Source organism: Paenibacillus sp. FSL E2-8871 (assembly GCF_038000345.1).
Lineage (GTDB): Bacteria > Bacillota > Bacilli > Paenibacillales > Paenibacillaceae > Paenibacillus_AQ.
Window position 1 is genome coordinate 3,152,777 of the sequence record NZ_JBBOBV010000001.1, and the last position, 24,124, is coordinate 3,176,900.

Here is a 24,124-nt window from a genome sequence, read left to right on the forward strand (position 1 = left end):
CACATCCATTTACCCACTGGTTATTCACCCTTTCTTAAACTTCTCTCCGAAATATGCGATTCATGAGCGGGTTTTTAGCCCCACAGAAATAATCATTGTCCCGCTCCATGATGGAACGATCATAACGAGCAAATATACGGCTATAATTCGAATCCTCAGCAATGGATAAGTCATACAGTGAATTAGCAGTCAGTGCGTAATAATGAGCTATTTGCCCTACATGTGTTTGATAGCAATGGTATTGCCTCATTATCTGAATGCTCTCGCCTAAGAGGTTTTCAATGTCGGTTACCTCAGGATCATTGATGCTAAAGAAAAATAACATTATTCAGACGCTTTCTGCGTAACGACAACCAGCATCTTTTGCATCCGCTCGATTGCTCCGACTAGGATAGTCCCGCACTTATCTGAAACCTCAGTGTCCTTTCCCTTCAACGTTGTAATGACCCCGATAACTGCGTTAAAGCTATCCTGTAGGCTCTTGACATGTACCTTGAACATTGCAGTATCTTCACCTGTAGCTGAAGCGGCTTTCTTCCGGAGTGCTTCCAATTCTGCAAGTACTTCCGGTGAGGTTTCGAATACCGTCTCCGTTGCTGTAGCTACCTCTACAGGCTTCGCCTTCAGAGCCTCTTCTAGCTCCTTGACACGCTTCTGAGATTCAATCAATTGTTCATCTGACTTGGACAAGCTTGCCCGGAGCTGTTCAGCGGCTTCTTCTGCTTCGGCAGCTGCACCATCATCGCCAGCGGCAGAAGCGGCTTGTGCAGCGTCAAGTTGTTCCTGCAGCTGCTGCACAATAGACGCGTGGTCCTCTTGTTGTTTCTCCAGCTTTTCGCGGGCCTTCCGTTCCTTCTCGGCGTCTTTCTCAGCCTTTTCCTTGGCCTTTTCAGCTGCTGCACGCTCCTTCTCTGCCTTCTGCTTTTCCTTAATTGCCGCCTGCAGATCTCGGGTTGTCATTTCAGAAACATTGTTTTCAATGACAAATGACTCCCGCTCATCGTCCGAAACACCGAGTAATGCGACTGCCTGTGTATAGGTCAAATTCGCAAACGCTTGGGAATTTGTGTTGTCACCGAAAAGGCTGAGCTGATCAGAGCCATATTTTTCAAAGATGTTCATAAGGTTGTTGGCTGTACTCTGCTTGTAATCAACCGAATCAGCAAGCCAATTGCCCCACTCTCCATGCGGAAGCATTGCCTTAGCTTCTGTCAGCCTTCTGCCGATCTCTACACTGGCGGAAAGGAGAATCCGCTGTGCCTGGTCCCGAATACTGTTTATCTCAATGGCAATAACTTCTGGTGTTCTCATAGATAATTGCGTCATACTGCTACCCCCTGGATTTTATTGGATTTGTTAGAATTCCGTTTCTTGGAAAGCCTCTCCCGCTTGAATGATTCCATGAAAGCTTCGACCTCTTTCGTAGCAGAACAGTTCCCTTTACCTCGGCATTGCCGTACCACTCCATCGACAATCTCAACAGCGTAAAATGGTTTGTCCAGTTCTTTCTTTCGACGAATAAAGAAAAGGTCGATCGTTCCTGTAGCGTAGCGGTCTGTATAACCTCCGATACAAATACTTTGATATGCACCTTCGTTAAACAATTCCTCCGAAGACTGCGCTGGCCGTAGAATCAAATCGGCAGATTCAAAGCCGTAAGTCTCCTCTAGATCTGGAACCCGTTTTCTTATCCTCTGGTCCATTTTCTTATCATGCTTATATTTAACTTTCTTCGATGTCTCAGCATGTGCCGCTCTCAGGTTACTTGGGTACATGTATTGCTCTTTATTAAAATCCATACGTAACTGCTTACATTCCTCCCGGTAGTCCCTCCAGTCAGTAAGCATTGAGGTAGCTGTAGAGAAATGGTCATTACGGATTTGCTTCATGATGTATCGCAAGACAGTCGTTTCGTCTGACGAGTTCACAAACGAGTTAAATATCCCCTCGTAATAACCATCGCTGACTTCAGACAATATAACCGCTTCGGAAATTGTTATTTTCCGCCCCGCTTTACGCTGAAGCTGATAGAATCTCAATTGCTTCGTCGTAATCTCCTTACCGAGTGCGCGGACTTCCTTTAGTTCGGATTTTGATAAGCGCAGAACCTTAGGCAAAGTGCTTGCTGTCCAGCTTATAGCTCCCCAGGTGTTACTTTTGTAAAGCTTGGCCCACACAAAACTACCAAATCCGCTTTTGGTCAGATACTCAATGCAAGGGTACCTTGCAGCCAGATCAAAAAACTCAGTCATATCAGAAACATAATTTCTATTTTCATACCGTGTGTACTGCTCCCATGTTGAATATTGAAACGGCGTACCTCTAACCGCACGCTTAATGTTCTCCTTACTCATAAATTTCTGATAGCTTCCAAATCCAGAGTAGTACCTATCAAATGCGCTGTGAACTCCTGCTTTTGGTCCAGAAGGTGAACGGAAATACAAACTCTTTCCGGGAGAGAAGAGATATTCATCACTGGAGCAACAGCTTCTCTTGATTGCTCCTAACTCTCCACTGAAATCCCAATAGACAGAGTAAACCTTGGCAGTTATAGAATTAGGATCGACAATCGATCGTTCATACCACACGAAAGCCGCTCTGTCTGACATGTATTTCCGCCCCATCCAGTCAGCTATCACTCGGCATTTCGATTTACATTTGGGGCAAACCATCCGTTCAATAGATTTGTGCCGGAGCTTCACGACAGGGACGTGAGTTTGTTTGCAATGGGAGCAGTAAGCCAATTGAATGCCGTTTTTCTGCTTAAAAAATAGATATCTGCTATCCTTCATCACAATATCGACTACAAACTTTTCCATTTTTTTGCTCTCACCTGCTGGAAAGTGAGCTTTGAACTCGTTGTATTCCATCCCGCTCCCCCTTTACAGATCGCCAAACAAATCATCAACAGAAATGCCAAACGTTGGCGGTGAAGTCACCGGAGCGGGTGGCGGCTCAGGAGCTGCCTGAGCCGGTGCTACTGCAGGAGTGGGAATTGTTCCGGTAAATCCGAAATACTTCAACGCAATGGCATAACCCTCTTCATCCGTCAGCATTGCCATGCCATCAAATTTGTTCTTGGAAGCTTCAGTTTTCATTGCAGTTAACGCTCCCGCAATGGTCTTACCCTCAGCCAGTACCTTCTCAGCTGCAGCAGGATTGATCTCCAACACCTTGAGTAGATGTTCTCCAACTACTTTCACATAGGGATTCTTCGACGCTTCCATTTCCGTTCTAAGCTTATTTACTGCTTGTACCATCCCTTTGACCTCCCATATCCACGGCTTTACCGTGTGTAAATTGAGTTTTGCGCCACATATGCGGCATTCGCGGACCATCGTATGATCTATAATTTGCAGCTTCCCGTTTGTGGAAGCACAACAGAAGCAGAATCCGGGTATCTCCCGTAAAGGTATAAGTACAGTTTTCTCGGAACATTGCGGACATTTATCAACGGGGTTTTTAGCCTTCTTATCCCGCTGGGGCTTACCTTCCCAGCCACAGATGCAGCGGTGCATCCCAGGAGCGCGTGAAAGGTAGCTCATCGGTTATTGAATGCCTCCTTTTCCCGATTTTTTGAAGCCTTCAGGTCCGCTGCCTTCTTCATCATGGCATCAAATTCCGATGTTGTAGGCGTTCCGGCCGTTCCATCATCTTGTGAAATCGGAATCACTTGCTTTTGATTGCCGTAACCTCGGCCCCCGCCGCCGGAACCCTTATTGGACGTGGATGTTTTACCAGAGCGCATTTCAACAAGCAACGTCGTCCATTTATCCCGAAATGTACTTGCACTTAACACATTTTTGCGCCAAAAATCATGTTTTGGCAGCCAGTCCATTACATCCATGATCAGACGCTTGTCAGATTGCTTGTCCAGCTCTACCAACTTCCGGAAATCGTCCGCCCACGTCTGCATGTTCGCTTTCGGTGCCAGATCATCTACTTCTAAAACTTTTGCCAGCTCGTCAAGCTTACTTTTGAAGTACATGGCCATTTTCATATACGGGCTGTCCGGTTCGTAGACGGGTTTTTGCCGCCCTTTTGAACCATTTTTCCCGCTTGTAGCCGCCTCGTTCGTCGCTTTCAATTCGTCGGCGGTCTGTTTGGACTTCGTTTCTGACTTTTGATTCGGATCTTGATCTGAATTTTGATTTTGATCTGCATCACCGTTTATATTTAAATCTTTATTTATATCTAGTTCTAAATCTAAATCTAATTCTTTATCTATAGAGCGGACTTCTGGTGGAACTCCATTGGATGTCCCTGTGCTGTCCGGTGGATGTCCGGTGGACGTCCCTTGGACATCCAAAAGCCCCTCCTTCTTTAACCGCTTCTTTTCCCGAGCTTCGGCCTTGCGTTCAGCATCCTTTTTCTTGGACTCAATGATCTGTCCACCGATTTTGAACCAGTTCGCAATCTCGCGCCCAGACTGGTTTTCAACGACATACCCCGCATCTATCAAAGCTCTCATGAGTGCTTCTGGTTCACCTTCGAAACTAACTGCATCAGCGATATCGATGTCGTGATATTTGCTGATATCTCCGTCCTGCGCCCAGTCCAACACCCACCACCAGAGCATGTGTAGTGTGCCTACTGCGGCGGGGGTACTAAGACCAGTTGAACGACAAAATCGTCGTGTAATGGGGTCTCGATCCGTCGCTTGATAGCTCTTGATCCATAACCTTTGGGCTTCTGTTGACTCACTCAATTGCTATTCACCGCCTCCTGCACGGACAATGCCTGGACATACTACGGACGTCCGCGCGTTGTCCGGTTGTTATCCGATGGATTTCCATAGGACATCCGCCGGACACAATGCATGCCCTTATTTCCAATATTGCTGACCTTCTCCAGCCGTGTAGTAAAGGTAAAGCTCTGCTTGCTTCCGTGCCTTCCAGTCTCGCCCTTCAATGGTCTCATCTGCCCAATGATGGCAACTCCCGTTGTCATTACGGGGACCACACAAGATAACCACGTTCCAGGGAGCCCGGCCTGTCCCATATTGGGAGGCATTGAGCATGTGACACCTCTCAAACCGAAATCTCGGTACGCTGCAGCCGCAATGCTCACAGACGGTATACCCTTCCTCGCTTGCCCGACGGTATATCTCTTTGTCTACCTTAGCTGTAATGGCTGTCTCCTGGCCCTGCTTACGCTTAGCACGCTTATGTTCCGGTTTGGGAACCGGGCGAAAATCAAAGCTACCCATTAGCCATACCTCCTGTTTGCATATCAATTCGGACACGCATTCTAAGTTCGTATATTTTTTCTTTTACGGATTCCCTTTCGTTACGCCAGAACATTTTCTGTTCGTAGGCCTCAGCCTCAAGATTACGAAGCTCCATTGTGGCCAGTTCAGCCGTCAAGATTTTATCGCCCTTTTTTGCCTGAGATTTGGCTAGCGTGAATGTGTTCTGCCGCAGGGTATAGACTTTTTCATAGTCTCCGTCCATCTGTGCGGAGATCCGACCCATAAGATCATAAGCTGCCGTTAAGAGGCGAACGATCTCAACCATTGCACCTGGTGCGTCTTCGTCGTATGCCTTCGCCTGATCCCGCAGTTTATTGCTTTGTTCGATGTGCCAGTCTAATTCTTCATCCTTCATAGCTTCCTCGCTTTCCGAACCCCTGGACGCTGTGGAGTATCTTTATGAATAGATGCACAGTCCACCTTGGCTAGTGCGGCTTTTGCTTTGTCGATCTTATAATTGATCGCCGTAGATGGTTTACTATGATTCAAAAGATAATCCGATTGATCGAGATAAAGATTACGAAGCTCCTTACGAAGTTCCGTCCGATCTACAGATCGCACTCTCTTTGCCATTGCCAACACCTCCTGGCAGTGGTATTCTTGTCTTAATTGTTATTTTCCAACTAAGTGACGGCTGTCCGGCTCCTACCCCGGATGGCCGTTTTTCGTATACCTGGTTAAGTAATTCTCGATAGAAACGATATCCCTTTGTGGCATTTTCAGCTGCTTGGCTTAATCCTTCTGCTTCTGCCTGATCGCGAAGTGTCAGGTACATAGCACATACATTTCGTAGCATGTTGACCGTAAGTTTCAAAAGTAATACCTCCTATGAATAGATTGTTTATACGATGTTTTGATGGATATATGTTAGCTCGAAATGAGCTCAGTCTCGTATTGCAAAAGCCATTCTCGTTTGATTTTCCAGTGATTTCCCTGTTTATAGGCCCTCAATTTACCTGATTTAATGCGATTGATTACGGTATATATGCTTACGTTCAAGTAAGCGGCAGCTTCGAGCACATCAATCGTAGGTCTTAAATTCTCTGTCGCGTTCATTTTCTCACCGCCGTTTCATCTACTTGTAAGAAAAAGTCAACAGTTACATCAAAATAGTCTGCTAATATTTTCAGCTTATCTGTTTTTGGTTTGTAGTTACCTTGCTTCCAGTTTGTTAAAGTTGCTGTCGAAACTCCTGTATCTTTTGCAACCTGATATGGTGTCTTACCAGATTTCTTTAACAACTCAAAAAATTTTTCATACACAATATATATCTCCTTCCAATAAAAGTATTGACTGATAGCTAAGATTTCTTATATAATCAAAGTACCACCTAAGTTAAATAAGTTTTCTAAGCTATCACCCGTTTTATTTAGCTCAGTTATCTAAGCTATGTTTGTATATTAGCATAGTTTTCTAAGCTGGTCAACGGTAAATAGCTTTGTTTTCTAACTTATTTTTCGTGAGATAAAGTGCGGAGGAAAACTATGTACGAAAAATTTGAGGATCTTTTAAATCAACATGGCATTACAGCATATCGAGTAGCCAAAGATACAGGGATCACTACAGCGACGCTCACTAGTTGGAAACAAGGAAAATACACTCCCAAACGTGAAAAGCTTCAAAAAATTGCCGATTATTTCGGAGTAACCGTTAATTACCTGATGGGAGTATCAGAGGAAAGTAAGGATCAGCAAGAGGACAAGCCTTATTATGCATTATCAGAAAAAGACGAGCGTGACATCGCCAAAGAATTGGAAAAGATGATGAACGATCTCAACAGCAATGCCTCTTTTGCTTTTATGGGAGAACCTATGGATGACGAGGATCGTGAATTATTAAGAATCTCACTCGAAAACACACTAAGGATGTCAAAGGAGATGGCAAAGAAAAAGTTCACTCCAAAAAAATTCAGAGATTAAGTTCTGGGAGAAAAGGCATGGGAAAACACATAATTAGAGAACTCATTCAAACCCATGGAACCAATAACCCATCAAGAATTGCATCTGAGAGAAGTATCGCGGTTCTATACGAAGAACTTGGAAAAGACACATGGGGATATTACACTTGCATTTGTAGAATACCTATAATTCATGTTAATTCTCTACTTCAGGGGTTCAATCAACCTTTCGCAGTTGCCCATGAATTAGGTCATCATTTCCTCCATCATGGTGTAAACACACCATTTCTAAGAGGAAATACTCTATTCTCTGTGGATAGGATAGAAAGGGAAGCCAATCAATTTGCCTTGCATCTATTAGTTGGAGACTTGACCCCCGAACAAAACGAGACAAAATATCAATTTTTAATGCGTTGCGGAATTCCAGAACAATTTCATATCTTCTACTAACCTCCATGCTTCACAGCTGAAAGGTTGTTTACATATATCAAAAAACAGAACACCTGTTCTGAGAAAGGAATAATAAGGATGATAAAGAAACAGAACACCAAAAGAAAGTTACCGAAAAATATCCGTGAGCGCAATGGTAAGTACACTTATCGTTATTACATTCCTACCACTGTCATTGAAGATGGAGTCGAAAAGAAAATCAGTAAAGAAACAGAATCTCCTCGATTTGACACTTTACAGGAAGCTAAGGATTTTGGAACTTTGCTAGAAGCTCGAAAGTTACAAAAAGGCCTCCCTTCTGGGTATAACATTACCGTGAGTTCATGGGGGAAAGTATGGATAGAAGAATACAAGCTTGAAAGGGAGCCTACAGGAAATACAATTAAATCTAGACAATACGGATTAAAAATGATTAATGAGAAATTTGGTGGATTTCTTATTTCTGAGGTCACACCCAGTGCCTATCAATAATTTTTGTACGAATTAAAGAAAAGAGGGCTTAGTCGTAGCACCATCACCACTGCTCATACTGCTGGAAGCTTGATGTTCGAACATGCTAAGAGAGGAGGACTGCTTCAATCAGATCCTACAGCAGAAGCTATAATTCCCAAAGAGCGTCAGCAAGCACGAAGACCTGGAGAAAAAAGACAAGTCCTTCCCAAATTTCTTGAGAAGGACGAGTTAAAAGCATTTCTTCAATTATGTAGATTTGTTCTTACCACCAATATATGGGCATTGTTCGTAGTTTTGGCTTATACAGGCCTTAGAATCAGTGAAGCTGCCGGCTTACAGTGGGAGGACATCGACATGAAGAAAAGAACGATAGATGTAAACAAGCAGCTTTACGGTACGAGTGTTCAGAACTACTCTTTCATTCCACCTAAGAACGAACAAAGCGAACGGTTAGTAAGCTTTGGTGAAACTGTGGTCAAAGCGCTTGAACTATTGAAAGAATGGCAAAATGAAGAAAGATTGTCCGCCAAACACTTTAACCCGAATGATAATTTTGTATTCTGGTGTCCAACTTTACCAGGTTACCCAATCTCAATCACTAGTGTTGGCAAGATTATGAGCAAAGTGTTGGAGAAAGCAAACCTAATGACTAATCTAACGCCGCACAGTCTTCGTCACACTCACGTATCACTCCTTGCGTCCAATCCACGGGTAGGCCTGCCAGAAATTCAGGCTCGAATTGGACACAAGAGCAATTCTAAGGTCACAGAGCTGATCTATCTCCACGTTACTAAACAGCGTCAATATGAAATCGCTGATGATTTTGAATGGGCAATAAATAATTAAAAACAAACACGTTACGGGTAATATGCGGGTAACGGTTTGCGAAAAAGCTTAATATCGCCTTGAAAGACGCGGGTTTTCTGATACCCGTTAAATATAGAACATATAGTTATCTGCCAAGCTCTCTTCTTTATAATTAATCAAGTCATGAAGCGTTGTGGAATCCAGTACATCGGCAATGCTGTCACGAATACGCAGCCATAAATCGCGTTTTGCGGCGTCATCTTCTTCAGTGAAATCCACAGGAGAAATTGGACCCTCTAGTACACGAATGATGTCACCCGCTGTGATCGCACTAGCCTCACGTGATAGAATGTATCCACCGTATGCACCACGAATACTTTTTACAAGTCCTGCGTTACGCAGAGGAGCAATTAGCTGCTCCAGATAGTGTTCAGAAAGTCCATTTTTCTCAGCGATACTCTTAAGTGAGGTCGGTCCTTCACCAAATTTCAGTGCAAGCTCCATCATAATTGTTAGTCCGTAACGTCCTTTGGTTGATATTTTCAAAGGGGCACCTCTTTCGGTTTAGTGTCTAGTTATTGTATACTATTGATTCGGTAAGTCATGCGTTTGTCATATCAAGGTATTCCGATGATTACTCTTAGTTTATGTTATCATATTCGAAGTCACAAATGAAATGGCAAACGAAACATTTTGCAAGAATGTTCACCCCTGGTGGACATTTTTCTATTCTCAGCCTCTTATTTTAGGCTTTACAGTAGACAGGTATGTTATAATACATTTTGAGCCGGGTGTTCCATGAATGACCGGTATTTTGGGTACAGAAATGGTGATTACGATGACAAAAGCAAAACAAGACACCCGTGTCGTCGTCGGCATGTCCGGAGGGGTCGATTCCTCCGTCACGGCGCTTCTGCTCAAGCAGCAGGGCTATGACGTCATCGGCATCTTCATGAAAAACTGGGACGATACCGACGAATTCGGAGTATGTACGGCCGAAAGCGATGCAGAGGATGTTCGCCGCGTATGCGAGCAGATTGATATTCCTTACTATACCGTTAATTTCGAGAAGGAATACTTCGACAAAGTATTTTCTTATTTCCTCGATGAATATAAGGCCGGCCGGACGCCGAATCCAGACGTCATGTGCAACCGAGAGATCAAGTTCGGAGAGTTCCTGAACAAAGCCCTTCAGCTTGGCGCCGATTATGTAGCGACTGGACATTATGCACGAGTTATAGAAGAAGATGGTGTGTACAAGCTACTCCGCGGTGTAGACAACAATAAAGACCAGACCTATTTCTTGAATGCGCTGGGACAGTATCAACTCTCTAAAGCAATGTTCCCGATTGGTCATCTTCCGAAACCGGAAGTTCGGAGAATTGCCGAAGAAGCTGGACTCTATACTGCCAAGAAAAAAGATAGCACAGGCGTTTGCTTCATCGGTGAGCGTAACTTCCGTGAATTCCTCAGCCAGTATCTTCCAGCACAATCGGGTGATATGGTAGATATAACAACTGGAGAAATCAAAGGCCGCCACGATGGACTTATGTACTATACATTGGGTCAACGCCAAGGCCTTGGCATTGGTGGCTCCGGTAACGGTGAACCTTGGTTTGTAGCCGAAAAAGACCTTAGCCGCAACATTCTTTATGTAGTTCAAGGAGACAAGCACCACAGCCTGTACTCCACTAGTCTGATTGCCTCCGGTGTAAACTGGATTAACGGGCAAGAGCTAGGTCTTGAGCCGCTAAAATGCACCGCCAAATTCCGCTATCGCCAGCCTGATCAAGGCGTGACCCTTACAGCACAGGAAGACGGAACGATAAACGTAGAATTTGATGTTCCACAAAAAGCGATAACGCCTGGCCAAGCCGTTGTCTTCTATCTCGGTGAGCAATGTCTCGGTGGCGGAACGATAGAATATGCCGAGAAGGTTGTTCCTTCAGCGCAAGCTTAAGTGTATTCTATAACTTACAACATTAACTCTAATATACGAGAACCTAAGAAATAGCTGTATTTTATACAGCTATTTCTTGTGTTCAGAATCCCTTTTCGATTTAGTTGTAGTATGTACAGTTAAAATCACCCGATAACCCTTATTTATCTTCACATCCGGAAAATAGATGTATGAAGTACAGTTATATTACATTCTTAGCTCTAAAATTTAGGTTTTAGTTGCATGAAATACAACTAACCGACATTGAAGCGAATAATAACCAAATGAGCGATTCAAATAGAAACAAACAAATAGCAGTTCAGGAAACTCTCCCTGAACTGCTGTTCTGTGTTGTTTCTATTTACTGAGCTACTGCAGCTTTATCCGCAGAAACTGCAATGTCATTATAGTAAAGTCCAGTTCCATCACCAATTCCATAATTCAGTATACGGTTGTTGACCGGAACTAGGGCCGCACGATAAAGCGTAGGGAATACAGGAATCTCGTTAACCATAAACTGTTGCCATTCTTTATAGATCTCTTTACGTTTATTTACATCGAATGCATCCTCGGAGACTCCTTCGGTGAGCAAACGATCATTCTCTGCACTCGAGTAACGCGGGAAGTTAAAGATCGCGTCTTTACCATAAAGACCTGTTGGGTCAACATCAATCCCTACAGTCCAAGCACCTTGGTAAACATCCACAGAAGGATCATCCTCACCATTTTGTCCAACACGATCATAGAACGTATTAAATTCTACCATCTCCAAATTCACATTCAGACCAATCGCTTTCCAGGATTGTACATAATATTGAGCCAATGGTTCTGCAATGTCCGATCCTGTCATCGAGATGAAATTAATCTTCAGCTCACTGCCATCCGGATTCGTTCTAAATTCACCGTTAAGTTTGTAACCAGCGTCATCCAAGATCTTCTTAGCAGCTTCTGGATCATAAGGTACACCTGGATTAGAAGCATCATGGAATTCCGGATGGGAAGGTGGAATTAAAGTTGTTGCATTCCAGCGAAGACCACTGTAGAATTTCTTACCCACTGTATCATTGTCTACAGCAGCCCACATAGCTTTACGCAGGTTCACATCCGCCATTTTAGCTTTAGGATCGGTAGCAACGACTTTTTTCTCTGCATCCCATTTACCTAGCTTAAATCCAATATACGTATATGCACGGTCAACAGCACCGAGATACTCGACATTTGACATTTTTGCATTATCTGGGAATTGATCGATAGGGAAGGCATCCACCAAGTCAACTCCACCAGACTTCAGTTCTTGCACAACAGTCGTAGGGTTGATTACCTTCAAAATTACTTTATCCAATTTAGGTGCGCCGCGCCAGTAATCTTCATTCTTAACGAATACTACAGACTCACCAGGAACGATACTTTCCACTTTAAAAGCTCCGAAGCCAATTGGCTTTTGACGAACTTCAGGGGATGAGGAGATTTTGGCAACATCCATACCACCAAAGATATGTTTAGCTAATGGATAAATCCATATGCCACCCGTTAACAGGGAAGGGGAAGATTTAAGATAAGTAATTTGCAGCTTCTTCTCACCCAGAACTTTAATACCAGAAATGGTCTTTGCTTTTCCGGAGTGGTATTCTTCCATACCTTCAATATTCGTAAAGTCAGAGCCGTAACGTGGACCATCATATTTCGGATTACCAATAACCTCATGCGCGAACAGCCAATCTTCTGCTGTCACTGGCTTTCCATCCTGCCAGTTCACATTGTCGCGAATCGTAAAGGTAAAGGTCCGTCCATCTTCTGCTACTTCATAAGTTGCTGCACCATCATTCGTGTACACATAGTCTTTGTCCCAAGTTAACAAGCCTTCATCGAACCAATTCAGCACTTCAGAATCTGGAGCTCCAGAATAGAAGTTCAAGTTCAAGGTACCTTCAAACGGACTGTCGGAAACGAGTCCAAAAGTAATTGTTCCGCCATCAATAGCTTCACCTTGATTAGTCTTAATGTTACTGAAATCCTTAATGTTATAAAGTCCGTCTTCTGCTTCAGGTGCTGCCGTCGCTTCTGCGGTTTCCGCAGGAGCACTGGCACTTGGTGCTGCTGTTGACTCAGCCGCTCCGTTGTTGTTCTTGGAGCCGCAAGCCGCAAGAGCGAACAACATTACTAACATTAATGAAACTAGTAAAGCTTTTGAACGAATGGCTTTTCTCATTTAATCATTTCCTCCCTTATTATCCTTTTCTTTGTCTTGCGTCGGTCGCACGTTTGAGCGCTTGACCCACATTATTTATACTCAACATCAGTACCAAGATCAGCAGTGATGCGGGTAACCAGATCCACCATCTGAACTCAAGCGTTTGCGGATTTCTCGCATAGCTTACAAGAGTACCCAGACTGGGTGTACTTTCTGGAAAACCAAAACCTAGAAAGGATAGGCCTGATTCCAATCCAATATTAGCTGCCAAATTTAAAGTCATCGTGACGATAATGATTGAGCTTAAGTTCGGCAGCACTTGTGTGAACATTATTTTCAGATTGGAGGAGCCTAGGGTCTTAGATGCCTGAACGTAATCCAGTTCCTTCTCTTGTAACGTCTTGGAACGAATTAACCTGGCAATCCCCATCCATAGAAAGGCAGTCATGATAAACGAGAAGGTTAACGTATTGTATTTAGGAACTGCACTCACAAAAGCTATAACAATCATTATAAAAGGCAAAATCATGAAGAAATCTACAACACGCATCGAAATATTATCTATCGTTCCACCAAAGTAACCTGAGATCAAACCTACTAGAATACCGATGACTCCCGTAAAAAAAGTAACCATAAAAGCAATCGACATGGAATTTCGTGTGCCTATAATTAATTGACCGAATACATCCCGTCCTCCATAATCGGTCCCCAGCCAGTGTACAGCCGAAGGCTTCTCATACAGGGCGAACAAGTCAACCGTAACAATTTCTTTTTGATCTAAAAATAAGGAAATCCCATAAACAGCGGCGATAATCGTAAATAGGAAAACCAATGAGACCAAAGCCAATTTATCCCGGATAATCTCTCGCCAAACAATTCTGAAGCCTGATGGACTTTTATCTGTTTCCTGCAGCAGAGCTATCTCTGCGCTTGTTTTTGCCATTTCATTCACCTCAAAGTGTTCATCTTCTTATTTAATCCGGATACGAGGATCTACAATACTTAAGATAATGTCTGATAACAACGCACCGACGATAGCAGCAACCCCATACAGAAGAACTAGGGCCGTTACTACGCTGAAATCCCGGATCGTTATCGAGCTGAGGAACAGCATACCCATACCCGGATAGCTGAAGATACTTTCAACGAACACCGTACCACCAATGAGCCCAGTAATCTCATACCCGAAAAATGCAGCTATCGGCAGTAAGGAATTACGCAAAATATGGCGATTATATACACGAGACTCTGAAGCGCCTTTGGCTCTTGCCGTGAGGATGAAATCCTTTTGTTTCGTATCAATGATCTCATTTCGCAAATACTGTACCGTTCCTACCGTTGCAATCAGCGCCATTGATAAAGCAGGGAGTAGCAAATGGTATAACTTACTCCAGAAGTGGCTTAGCGTACCCGGAACTTCTCCAGGACTAACACTGCCGCTAGTAGGAAACCAATGAAGATGAAACCCGAAGAGCCATACCATTAAGAGAGCGAAAATAAACAATGGTGCGGCAAAGCCAATATAGGTGTATCCAGTAATGAGGCGATCCAGCCATGAATCGTTATAACGACCACTAGTAATACCAAGTGGAATAGCAATAAGGTATGTAAGGATCAGCGTGACAATCGCCAGCCAAAGTGTATTCATGAGGCGTTGACCGATAAGCTCTGATACAGGCATTTTGAAACGGAAGGATTGACCAAAATCACCTTGAATCGCTTTAGTGATCCAATCCCAGTACTGGATGTACCACGGATCATTTAAGCCTAGTTTTTCTCTCATCGCATCGATGGCCGCAGGATCAATATTTGGATCAAGCATCCCTGATAACGCATCTCCCGGCATCGCCTTCGCCATTAGAAAAACAAGAATACTTAATAGAAATATTTGAGGAATCATAATAAGAATTCTACGAACAATAATCTTCCACATATTCTCAACCTTTCTCAGGCAAGGCTACCAGATGAGTCTCGGAAATGGATTTCAATGGATAAGGCATGCCTTGTTCATCAAAATAATTCCGGTGCGCTTGTTCATATTCCAGACTTACTGATTTTCTAAACTCCGTCTGCTTCTCTCTTTGCTTAGGATCAATATCAGGAATGGCAGCAATTAGACGTTTGGTATAAATATGGCGAGGATTGTCAAAAATATCTTTAGCAGTCCCTTGCTCCACATGACGTCCTTTATACATAATCCCAATGTGATCACACATATGCCTAATGATTCCGAGATCATGACTGATGAACAGAAACGTAAGATTCAGTTCTTTTTGAATATCCTGCATAAAATTGAGCACCTGTGCCTGTACGGAAACATCCAGCGCAGAGACAGGTTCATCCGCAATAATCAACTTCGGTTTGAGCGCAATAGCTCTTGCAATACCGATCCGCTGCCGCTGACCGCCTGAGAATTCATGCGGATATTTAAGAATATTTTCAGGACTTAATCCAACCTGCAAAAGCAATTCCTGCACACGTCTTTTTTCTTCGCCCGGAGACATCTTTTCGAAATTACGTAAGGGTTCAGCAATAATATCCAGCACACGTTTCTTTGGATTCAAGGAAGAGTACGGATCCTGAAAGATCATCTGAATGTCCTTGCGAATATTTTTTTGCTTACGTACACCCTTTGAAGCCAAATCCTGTCCTTCAAAAATCACACTGCCGCTAGTAATAGAATTGAGTCCAATGATTCCACGACCAGTAGTCGTCTTACCTGATCCGGATTCACCAACCAAACCGTAAGTTTTGCCTGCTTCAATAGTAAAACTAACATTATCAACTGCCTTGACTACGCCAATTTCCCTTCGAAAAACGCCGCCGTGGATTGGAAAATGAACTGCTAAATTTTTAACCTCAAGAAGTCCCATTGTAGATTGCCTCCTCGTTAGTATCCGGGAAATGAAAGTTATTATGGCAGGTGCAGCGAACAAAATGCCCTGGGGCTACTTCATGCAGCTGCGGATTTTCCTCATGCTCCCATTCCGGAATCCAAGGTGTTCGGGCCGCGAAACGGCATCCTTTACGCGGAAGTTTCTGTAATGGTGGGACAATTCCCTGAATCACATGAAGTCTAGACTTCTCTTCTTTAACGGTTGGAATGGAGTTCAACAAGGATCTTGTATACGGATGTTTTGGATTAGACGTTAATGTATAAATATCTGCGATTTCTACGATTTGCCCGGCGTACATTACCGCAACCCGGTCAGCCATTTCACTCACAACCCCTAGATCATGGGTAATTAAGATAATGCCTGCTTGCATATCGTTTTTTAATTTTTTTATAAGTTCAAGAATTTGCAATTGGATGGTTACATCTAGTGCCGTAGTCGGCTCATCGGCGATCAAAAGCTTGGGGCCGTTGGCAATCGCAATAGCAATCACAACCCTCTGCCTCATTCCACCAGATAATTCGTGGGGATACTGCTGATATGTATGTTCGGGACGGGAGATTCCAACCTTGGTCAAAAGATCAATGACCTTCTCTTTTCTTTGCTTCTTCGAAAGCTTGGAATCATGTAGGATGAGTACTTCTTCAATCTGTGAACCGATAATCATGAGTGGATTTAATGCGGATAAAGGATCTTGAAAAATCATAGACATTTCTTGACCGCGCAGCTTGTTGAGTGCAGCAGGAGACATAGTAACGATATCCTGACCTTTGTATTTGATTTGTCCGTCTATTTTGGCCCTTGTGTGCAATCCCATAATTGAAAAGGCGAGCGCACTTTTTCCTGAGCCGGATTCTCCAACAATGGCAAGAATCTCATTTTTGCGAACGGACAGGGTAACATCGTCTACTGCAGCATAATAGTCATCTACGATTCTGAACGATGTGGACAAATTCTTGATTTCTAGTAATTCTTCGCTCAAATTAATCCCCCTAACGGCAAAAGTTTCAAAATTTACCCAATGAAATATTATGTAAATTTTGATATAACAGCATTCTTTTCATGAAAGATATCAAACATTGACTGTTATGATTATTAACACCATTAAGAATAGAACAAGTACTTCCATCGGAATAAAAACTTGTTTCTCCGTAACTTTGTAGTTCATTTTAATTAACTTATGGTAAATTATCAATCTTTTCCTATAAAAAAAATTCGTTCATGTGATTAAAAGTAACGCAGACAACAAAAAAACGGCTCTAGGCCGCCTTTTTTTTGAATAATTTTTTTTCGTGTTACATTAAATTTATTTGCTTATTAGCATTAAAATGGAAGATACTACAGTCACTGGTGGACTATTGTTCTCGTCGGAGTCGTTGGTTGTGACGGATTTTAATTTCATTTCCTTGCTCGGTCGCTTGATAAAAGACACGCTGAGAAATCTCCTTAGGCAGATACTCCTGCTTCACATAATGCCCCGGAAAATTGTGCGGATATTGATACCCTTCATGCCCTAGTGCTGTAGCACCTTTATAGTGTGTATCACGTAAATGTAGCGGTACCTCGGCGGATTTAATCTCATCCATACTCGCCATTGCATTTGAAATAGCAGTATAGACGGCATTAGACTTCGGACTCTCCACCGCGAAAAGAATGGCTTGCGCAATGTTCAGCTTCGCTTCTGGCCAACCGTTATTTCTATAGGCTTCAAGCGCACTCACCGCTTGGACCATAGCCTGGGGATTAGCTAAGCCAATATCCTCACTGCTCGCTGCAATTAGTCGACGAATAAAAGTCATCGGGTCCATCCCCAATTTCTCTACCGCATACAGAAACCAGAACAAGGCAGCATCACTAGAACCTCGAATACTTTTGTGAAAAGCAGATAGAACATCATACTGCGTCGATTCATCTGCCTTCACAATGGGGCGCCGAATCGACTCTTCCGCCACCTCCAGCGTGATATGCACACTCCCGTCTACCTCCGGAGCAGTAGTTAACGCTGCTAGTTCCAGAGCATTTAAAGCCCGCCTGATATCTCCATTAGCCATGGTAGCAATATGCAGTAATGCTTCTTCATCGACCTGAAGTTCCATAAATCCAAGCCCTCTATCCTTGTCTGCTAAAGCTCTACGCATCGCGACCAGACTGTGTTCACTCGTTAGCGCCTCTAGCTGAAACAAGGTAGAACGGCTCATAAGTGCTCCGTTAACGTAATGGAACGGATTCTCCGTAGTTGCGCCAATAAATGTAATGGTACCTTTTTCTACTGCTGGCAATAGCGCGTCCTGACGTGAACTGTTAAACCGATGCACCTCGTCCAGAAAAAGAATCGTCTTAGAACCGTAAAGTCTTTTATTATTTTGAGCTCGTTCAATGACCTCCCGTACATCCTTCACAGAAGCCTCCACCGCATTCAGGCGTACGAATTCACCTTGTGTGTGATGAGAAATGATATGAGCTAATGTTGTTTTGCCACATCCAGGAGGTCCATAGAGCAAAATCGAAGAGACCTGGTCTGCCTCGATCGCTCTTCGCAACAGCTTTCCCCGGCCTATGATATGTTCTTGACCAATATATTCATCCAGATTCTCCGGTCTCATTCGGTCCGCAAGCAACCGTCCGCTCCCGTTGTCCTCTCCCATAGAAAATAAATCCATAACTCCACTTCCTTGCTATATTCTTATAAAAGCCAATGTACATCTCCCATTATCATACCATAGACTTATTTTTCACAAAAAAATAAAAAGAGCATGATCTCGTCTTAGAAAGGCGGGAGCCATGCTCTTTTTTCAAAATATACGAAAGTATAGGTTCCACGCTATACTTTATCCTTATTATTTCTCGCATAAACGCTTACCGTCCTTATAGGGACGCCAAAGGCGTTTATGCTTGAACTGTACGCTAGCAATTTATTGCCAGCCGCATTTTTGATATGATTTTCCGAATGCTCTCTTCCGACAGATGATACTTCTTCTGAAGCTCTGCTACGGAATCGCCTTTTCGATGACAACTGAAAATTTCCTCATTGCGGTTTGCTATCTCTTTCCTCGAACCGCTGTTCTCGCCCCATCTAACCCGCTCTTCCGTTTTCTTCGGGATGTAGAGCAGTTCACCTTGGATGTATCCCTGAAGCTCTTTGAGCAAGCCAGGGGGGAGCACATCCTTCCCATTTACATAACTCAACTTGCATTTCCTCCTTCAACAGGTGTGTTCCTATGCGTCCGTCAACTACTGATAAAGTAATTTCCACGTCACCTGCCTCCTTTCTTCTCCTCATATTTGGAAAAATCCGTAATTTCATTATATAAAAACCTCTTGGTAGCGTCTACATTCTAATTCACATTTCGTAATCCTAATGAATAATCGGTACATATATCTCATGTTTTGAAATAAGGAGGCCTTACGGCCTCCTCGCTTTAAGCGGGTTTCCGTCTTAGACGGAAACCACCTCGTATACTGAAATCATTTCACTCAGCCTCCTTCCAGAAGTGTTCTTGCCCGGCCGGACACTTATTATTAAGCCATACCCGTAGGGGAGTTACAAGTTCAAAAACAGTTATAACTGTTCTCCACCAGACTTAGTTCCCCTCAGAATCGCTTTCAACCGCCGTTTGCACATAGGAAGGCATTTCCCCATTATGGAGTAACCACAGCTCGTGAAGCGCTCGTGTACAGCCTACATACATCAGCTTCGCATCCCATGCTGTCACTCCGTAATGGTCTTGATCGGCATCTGCTAAGATGACCGCATCAAATTCCAATCCTTTAGATAAATACACAGGTAGTACCGATAATCCACCCTGATATTGCGTCATGCTACCGTCGATCAGATGAATATCTTCAAAATGCTGCTCTAGTTCAGCATACAGCTCTGTGGCTTCACGTAGACTACGTGTCAGCACAGCCACCGTACGATATTCCCTTCCAGACAGGGACTTCAGTGCCGATTGTATAGTGCTCAAACGAGCATTTCCTTCAGCTTCCCGTTCTCCGACTATTTCTCCGTAGGCGATCATCCGAACAGGGTCACCACTACGAAAGACAGGAACAGCCAACAACGAACTTTCTACTCCCGAGGATAGAATTCCATTAGCGAAGTCTATAATTTCCATGGTTGAACGATAGCTGCGTGTCAACGCATGGTAAGCCGTGTTCTCAGGGGCAAATAAGGTCTGCATCTCTTCCCATGCGTGTACGCCTTTATAAGCGTGTATACCCTGCGACAGATCGCCTAGAATGGTAAAGGAATGTCCACGCACGTATAAATCTAGCACCGCAATTTGGAAGGGGGAGAAATCTTGGGCTTCATCGATCACCACATGATCAAAACGAGCGTCGCCTTCGTTCCCATTCAAAAGATAATAAATATATAACAGAGGTGGTAAATCCTCTTCACGTATAATCCCTTTTTTCAGCTCTTTTGCCGTTTCCTTCAGCACAGCTGCTGGAATATTCTCAGGTGGATCCACCGGCCAATCTTCCGGGACTTTAGCCGCACGAAAGATTTGCTTGTAGATCGTCAGCGGATCATACTTAGGCCATTTTGCACTGTATGCTTTTTCTCGTGCAGCACCTTTTTTCTTGCGATCCTTCATAGCTGCAGCTGAAGGACTCTTCTTCAGCTCCATCTCAATCCAGCGATGTATCCGTGCCATTACACGTTCCTTACGCTTCGCTGGCGGATAAGGAGCGTACTCCTCATTATGCCAGCGCAAGATCATGGAGCGGCGCAGTACAGCACCTTCCCATGGGATAAAATCACCCTCAGGTACCGAGCTGCTTTCCAATAGCTTGATGCTGGACTCTATTATTCCCATCAACACCGTAGAACCCTTGAAGCGTCCAGGTGTCTCTTCTGTAATCACAGGCATGCCGCCCGGAGTTTCGAACCAACGATTCATCGTCTCCGTAGCATCTTGCTCTGGAAGCTCCAGACCTAGTACATTTGCAGCCCAATCCGGGAAAGTGCTCTGGGCAATATTTCCTACACCAAGTTCAGGCAGTACATCCGAAATATAATCCAGAAACATTCGGTTCGGTGCAAAAATAATCATTTTTTCTGCAGAGACCTGATCTTTGTATTGATACAGCAGAAAGGCTAAACGGTGTAGTGCAACTGTAGTTTTACCACTTCCCGCTACGCCCTGTATGATCAATGCTGTATTTTTGGCGGCCCGGATAATCTTGTCCTGTTCCTCCTGAATGGTCGATACGATATCGCGGAGACGATTATCTTTGTTCTCACCCAGGCGATAGACGAGAAACTCATCTGACACCATAGGTGCGTCACTCTCCCGGTTGTACGTATCTGCGACGCGCTCCAGAATCTGCTTCCGGATCACCACGTTGCGCTTGAGGTATACCAGTCCTTCTATCAGCCCCTCAGGAGCTTCATAGGAGGCAGGCTCCGTACCACCGGTAAACGAATAGAACAGGCTTGCTACCGGTGCGCGCCAGTCGATGACTAGCGGACGGTCGCTTACCTGCTCGCGGTCTACGCCGATTTTGCCTATATAGAGTGCCTTCCGCTGCTTCTCATCATTGCCCTGAAAATCAAGCCGTCCGAAATAAGGCTCCTGCCGAAGCTTGGCAAGATCTTTGCGCTTCTGATCACGGTTCGCTTCTAACACCTGTTCCGTATAATCATGTCCCGTGTACACCGGAGTCTGGTTAAGTTTCTCCAGTAAGGTGTCAATCTCAGTAAGCGCTTGATTCAGCCTGTCTTCTTCCTCTTGATAGGCACTTTGAAAGTTGTCTTCCAATTTCAGTTACCTCCTAAAAGTTTATCGAGCTTAAATTTTCATTCTCCTCATTCCCTCTTCTCACACAAAAAGGATACCCATTGTAGCATAATCAGCACTAAAATACCAAATCTTTCAAGCGATCATACGACTACAGCACAGCTTGCAAAATAAAGTTAGCTACAAATAAACCCGCAATCCCATACAGCGCAGGAGGTACTTCCTTGCCCTTGCCCACCGCAAGCTTCACGATCGGATAAGTAATAAATCCAAAAGCCATACCATCTACGATGCTATAGGTGAATGGAATCATGACCATGATTAGGAAAGAAGGAAAGAGCTCTGTTAAATCTCCCAAGTCCATTTCACGCACATTCTGTACCATAAGCCCACCGATTACAATCAAGATCGGAGCGATAGCACTGTCTGGAATGTAGGAGAGCAGAGGGAGGAACAGGAATGTCGCCCCGAACAGCAGCCCTGCCACGAGTGAGGTCAGTCCCGAACGTCCACCTGCGGCAATACCTGCATTAGATTCCGCAGCGGCTACTACAGGACTGCTTCCGAAGAGACCTGCAGCGATATTGGCAATAGAGAGTGCTCGTAAGCTACTCTTGAAGCGCTCAGGACGCCCTGCCATCATAGTCTGTGAGGCGACTAGCCCAATATTTTCAAATACAACAATTAAGAGCAGTAAGAAAACAGCAATCCAGAACACAAGGCTCACTATGCCGCTCCAGTCCATTCCCAGAAATAAGCTTTCATAACCCGTAAATACATGACCGGATGCCTGCTTCTCAGGCGCGTGAGCCGCTCCCAGCAAGTAGGCTAGACCTGTACCAACCAGCATACTTATAAGCAAACCACCGTTGGTCCCGCGGATAAACAGTACTAAAGCGAGTAACAAGGTTACACAGGAAGTAATAACTGCTGGATCGCTAAAATGTCCTATAGCAACAAACGTGGTCTGATGTGCAATCACAATCCCGCTTTTTTGCAGTCCTATAAAGGTCAGAAAAAGCCCTATCCCGACTGTAATGGCATGCTGTAGGTTTTGAGGAATCGCCTCACTTAGAATCCGATAGAGCGATGTGAAGGCCACGATAGCGAATAACACACCGGTTATTACGACTACAGTAAGCGCCTCTCTCCAACCTAAATTCATAGAATGTACAAGTGTGTATGTGAAAAATGCGTTTATCCCCATTCCTGGTACCACGATGATCGGTGTCTTCCCACCAAAGGCCATCAGTAGACAGCCTGTAATGGCAGTCAATAGTGTAGCCACCATTGCTGGTCTAAGCGGCATACCCGCATCATGAAGAATGGTCGCATTCACCATCACAATGTATACCGAAGCAAAATACGAAAGGATCCCTGCAGCCCACTCCCGTTTCCAGTCATTCTCAGGTGCAAGCCCTACACTATTTCGCCAAAAATTTGATTTCATGTACAAAAACCTCCACTGATATTAAGTTCCGCAGGCGGATTTTACCCGGATAATAAGGCTTATAATTAACAGTTCATCCTGGTTCAACTATTATGCCTATTTGTGGTCTGCATCTTGCAGACCCGCCTGTTAACCACAACAAAAGGGCGTACGCAACTGGATTTCAGCTGGTCGCCCTTTTGGTCCATTTTACTACTACTACCGCTATAATTGAAACAGCTTCAGCTCAGCGATTCACTTACACGCTGACGCCTCCAGCCTCAAGCAAATCACGCACGGCAACACTGACCATGATCAGGCCTGCTACCGGCGGAACGAAGGCGTTACTAGCTGGTGGTTGTTTCGCTTTACGTCGATCCGGCGCATTCTCCGGAACGATCTTATCCGTAACATCCTGACGTGGCTTCATTGGCGGCTCCGTAGAGAAAACCACCTTTACGCCTTTCTTAATTCCTTCCTTACGCAGCTTCTGACGAATGACGCGCGCAATTGGGTCATAAGTTGTCTTGGAAATGTCCGCTACCTGGAATCTTGTAGGATCCATTTTGTTGGCAGCGCCCATGCTTGAGATCATTGGAATTCCACGGGACAGACATTCTTTGATCAAATGAACCTTATATATAATCGTATCCGAAGCATCGAGTACATAATCAGGTTTTAATTTGAACAATTCCTCATAGGTTTCTTCCGTATAGAACATGTTGAGCGCAATCGCTTCGCATTCGGGGTTGATCAGCTTAATACGGTCTACCATCAGTTCAGCCTTTTTCTGCCCAACCGTGGTGGTGAGTGCATGAATCTGCCGGTTCACATTAGTAATGTCTACCGAATCCTTATCAATCAGAATCAGTCTGCCGATGCCGGTACGCGCCAAAGCCTCAACAGCCATACCGCCAACACCGCCGATGCCTAGCACCGCTACCGTGCTGTTCTTCATTATTTCCAGACCTTCCGGCCCGATCGCCAGTTCCGTGCGTGAGAACTGATGTAGCATGAGGTTCAGCCTCCTTCAAAAGATTTGGCGAAGCAGAAATCTGCCTCGCCCGCT

26 protein-coding genes are annotated in these 24,124 nt (G+C 44.2%); 5 read left to right on the forward strand and 21 right to left on the reverse strand.

From position 1 onward, the window contains the following. Window positions 1-324 precede the first annotated feature (324 nt). The 10 genes from NYE25_RS14465 to NYE25_RS14510 all read right to left on the reverse strand — a co-directional run bounded on the left by NYE25_RS14465 (window position 325) and on the right by NYE25_RS14510 (window position 6,513). Window positions 325-1,326 carry a DUF3102 domain-containing protein gene (locus NYE25_RS14465; protein WP_341146204.1) on the reverse strand — a complete coding sequence of 334 codons (1,002 nt, stop codon included), beginning with the start codon at window positions 1,324-1,326 and terminating at the stop codon, window positions 325-327. Next, window positions 1,323-2,870, reverse strand: a complete 1,548-nt coding sequence (locus tag NYE25_RS14470; protein WP_341146205.1) for a PcfJ domain-containing protein — start codon at window positions 2,868-2,870, stop codon at window positions 1,323-1,325. The genes NYE25_RS14465 and NYE25_RS14470 overlap by 4 nt, the downstream gene beginning before the upstream one ends. 12 nt (window positions 2,871-2,882) lie before the next feature. Further along, window positions 2,883-3,260, reverse strand: coding sequence for a hypothetical protein (locus NYE25_RS14475; protein WP_341146206.1), 378 nt, complete (start codon window positions 3,258-3,260; stop codon window positions 2,883-2,885). Window positions 3,261-3,541: 281 nt separating this feature from the next. Then, the gene (locus tag NYE25_RS14480; protein ID WP_341146207.1) at window positions 3,542-4,708 is read right to left on the reverse strand and encodes a hypothetical protein; all 1,167 of its coding nucleotides are present in this window, start codon (window positions 4,706-4,708) and stop codon (window positions 3,542-3,544) included. 117 nt (window positions 4,709-4,825) lie between these two features. Further along, complete coding sequence (locus tag NYE25_RS14485) at window positions 4,826-5,209, reverse strand: hypothetical protein (protein ID WP_076106874.1); 384 nt, start codon at window positions 5,207-5,209, stop codon at window positions 4,826-4,828. Further along, the gene (locus NYE25_RS14490; protein ID WP_076106876.1) at window positions 5,202-5,606 is read right to left on the reverse strand and encodes a hypothetical protein; all 405 of its coding nucleotides are present in this window, start codon (window positions 5,604-5,606) and stop codon (window positions 5,202-5,204) included. Before NYE25_RS14490 ends, NYE25_RS14485 begins: the two co-directional genes overlap by 8 nt. Continuing rightward, a complete protein-coding gene (locus NYE25_RS14495; RefSeq protein ID WP_341146208.1) occupies window positions 5,603-5,824 on the reverse strand; it encodes a hypothetical protein in 222 nt (73 codons plus the stop codon). Before NYE25_RS14495 ends, NYE25_RS14490 begins: the two co-directional genes overlap by 4 nt. Beyond that, complete coding sequence (locus tag NYE25_RS14500; RefSeq protein WP_341146209.1) at window positions 5,781-6,065, reverse strand: hypothetical protein; 285 nt, start codon at window positions 6,063-6,065, stop codon at window positions 5,781-5,783. The genes NYE25_RS14495 and NYE25_RS14500 overlap by 44 nt, the downstream gene beginning before the upstream one ends. Before the next feature lie 53 nt (window positions 6,066-6,118). Continuing rightward, a complete protein-coding gene (locus NYE25_RS14505) occupies window positions 6,119-6,307 on the reverse strand; it encodes a helix-turn-helix domain-containing protein (RefSeq protein WP_341146210.1) in 189 nt (62 codons plus the stop codon). Further along, window positions 6,304-6,513: a helix-turn-helix domain-containing protein gene (locus tag NYE25_RS14510; protein WP_341146211.1), complete on the reverse strand. Its 210-nt coding sequence runs from the start codon at window positions 6,511-6,513 to the stop codon at window positions 6,304-6,306. Before NYE25_RS14510 ends, NYE25_RS14505 begins: the two co-directional genes overlap by 4 nt. A 222-nt stretch (window positions 6,514-6,735) precedes the next feature. Here NYE25_RS14510 and NYE25_RS14515 point away from each other — a divergent pair, with 222 nt between their 5' ends. From NYE25_RS14515 to NYE25_RS14530, 4 genes are all read left to right on the forward strand, one after another. Further along, a complete protein-coding gene (locus NYE25_RS14515) occupies window positions 6,736-7,170 on the forward strand; it encodes a helix-turn-helix domain-containing protein (protein WP_341146212.1) in 435 nt (144 codons plus the stop codon). Between the two features lie 17 nt (window positions 7,171-7,187). Next, window positions 7,188-7,598: an ImmA/IrrE family metallo-endopeptidase gene (locus NYE25_RS14520; protein WP_341146213.1), complete on the forward strand. Its 411-nt coding sequence runs from the start codon at window positions 7,188-7,190 to the stop codon at window positions 7,596-7,598. Between the two features lie 78 nt (window positions 7,599-7,676). Then, a complete protein-coding gene (locus NYE25_RS14525) occupies window positions 7,677-8,069 on the forward strand; it encodes a hypothetical protein (RefSeq protein WP_341146214.1) in 393 nt (130 codons plus the stop codon). A 72-nt stretch (window positions 8,070-8,141) separates the two neighbouring features. Further along, window positions 8,142-8,897: a tyrosine-type recombinase/integrase gene (locus NYE25_RS14530; protein ID WP_341146215.1), complete on the forward strand. Its 756-nt coding sequence runs from the start codon at window positions 8,142-8,144 to the stop codon at window positions 8,895-8,897. An 87-nt stretch (window positions 8,898-8,984) separates the two neighbouring features. Here the strand turns inward: NYE25_RS14530 and cymR are convergent, their stop codons facing one another. Then, window positions 8,985-9,404 (reverse strand): cysteine metabolism transcriptional regulator CymR, encoded by a 420-nt coding sequence (gene cymR / locus NYE25_RS14535; protein WP_042191066.1) that lies wholly within the window; start codon window positions 9,402-9,404, stop codon window positions 8,985-8,987. A 292-nt stretch (window positions 9,405-9,696) separates the two neighbouring features. On the opposite strand from cymR, the gene mnmA reads away from it, so the two are divergent. After that, window positions 9,697-10,818 (forward strand): tRNA 2-thiouridine(34) synthase MnmA, encoded by a 1,122-nt coding sequence (gene mnmA, locus NYE25_RS14540; RefSeq protein WP_341060292.1) that lies wholly within the window; start codon window positions 9,697-9,699, stop codon window positions 10,816-10,818. A 340-nt stretch (window positions 10,819-11,158) separates the two neighbouring features. Here mnmA and NYE25_RS14545 read toward each other — a convergent pair whose 3' ends face one another. The 10 genes from NYE25_RS14545 to NYE25_RS14590 all read right to left on the reverse strand — a co-directional run bounded on the left by NYE25_RS14545 (window position 11,159) and on the right by NYE25_RS14590 (window position 24,070). Then, window positions 11,159-13,006: an oligopeptide ABC transporter substrate-binding protein gene (locus NYE25_RS14545; protein WP_076284829.1), complete on the reverse strand. Its 1,848-nt coding sequence runs from the start codon at window positions 13,004-13,006 to the stop codon at window positions 11,159-11,161. 19 nt (window positions 13,007-13,025) lie between these two features. Beyond that, window positions 13,026-13,931: an ABC transporter permease gene (locus NYE25_RS14550; RefSeq protein WP_341146216.1), complete on the reverse strand. Its 906-nt coding sequence runs from the start codon at window positions 13,929-13,931 to the stop codon at window positions 13,026-13,028. A gap of 27 nt (window positions 13,932-13,958) precedes the next feature. Then, the gene (gene opp4B / locus NYE25_RS14555) at window positions 13,959-14,921 is read right to left on the reverse strand and encodes an oligopeptide ABC transporter permease (protein ID WP_076284831.1); all 963 of its coding nucleotides are present in this window, start codon (window positions 14,919-14,921) and stop codon (window positions 13,959-13,961) included. A gap of 4 nt (window positions 14,922-14,925) precedes the next feature. After that, on the reverse strand, window positions 14,926-15,861 hold the full coding sequence (locus tag NYE25_RS14560) for an ABC transporter ATP-binding protein (protein WP_076284832.1): 936 nt from the start codon (window positions 15,859-15,861) through the stop codon (window positions 14,926-14,928). Beyond that, entirely contained in the window at window positions 15,848-16,864 is a 1,017-nt protein-coding gene (locus NYE25_RS14565; RefSeq protein ID WP_341146217.1) for an ABC transporter ATP-binding protein, read from the reverse strand. The genes NYE25_RS14560 and NYE25_RS14565 overlap by 14 nt, the downstream gene beginning before the upstream one ends. Before the next feature lie 373 nt (window positions 16,865-17,237). Beyond that, a complete protein-coding gene (locus NYE25_RS14570) occupies window positions 17,238-18,542 on the reverse strand; it encodes a replication-associated recombination protein A (protein ID WP_341146218.1) in 1,305 nt (434 codons plus the stop codon). Between the two features lie 244 nt (window positions 18,543-18,786). Then, the gene (locus tag NYE25_RS14575; RefSeq protein WP_042191081.1) at window positions 18,787-19,068 is read right to left on the reverse strand and encodes a CD3324 family protein; all 282 of its coding nucleotides are present in this window, start codon (window positions 19,066-19,068) and stop codon (window positions 18,787-18,789) included. Window positions 19,069-19,463: 395 nt separating this feature from the next. Further along, window positions 19,464-21,647 carry a HelD family protein gene (locus tag NYE25_RS14580; protein WP_341146219.1) on the reverse strand — a complete coding sequence of 728 codons (2,184 nt, stop codon included), beginning with the start codon at window positions 21,645-21,647 and terminating at the stop codon, window positions 19,464-19,466. A 130-nt stretch (window positions 21,648-21,777) separates the two neighbouring features. Further along, on the reverse strand, window positions 21,778-23,076 hold the full coding sequence (locus NYE25_RS14585; protein ID WP_042191085.1) for an NCS2 family permease: 1,299 nt from the start codon (window positions 23,074-23,076) through the stop codon (window positions 21,778-21,780). A gap of 238 nt (window positions 23,077-23,314) precedes the next feature. Beyond that, complete coding sequence (locus tag NYE25_RS14590; protein WP_341146220.1) at window positions 23,315-24,070, reverse strand: tRNA threonylcarbamoyladenosine dehydratase; 756 nt, start codon at window positions 24,068-24,070, stop codon at window positions 23,315-23,317. Window positions 24,071-24,124: the final 54 nt, after the last annotated feature.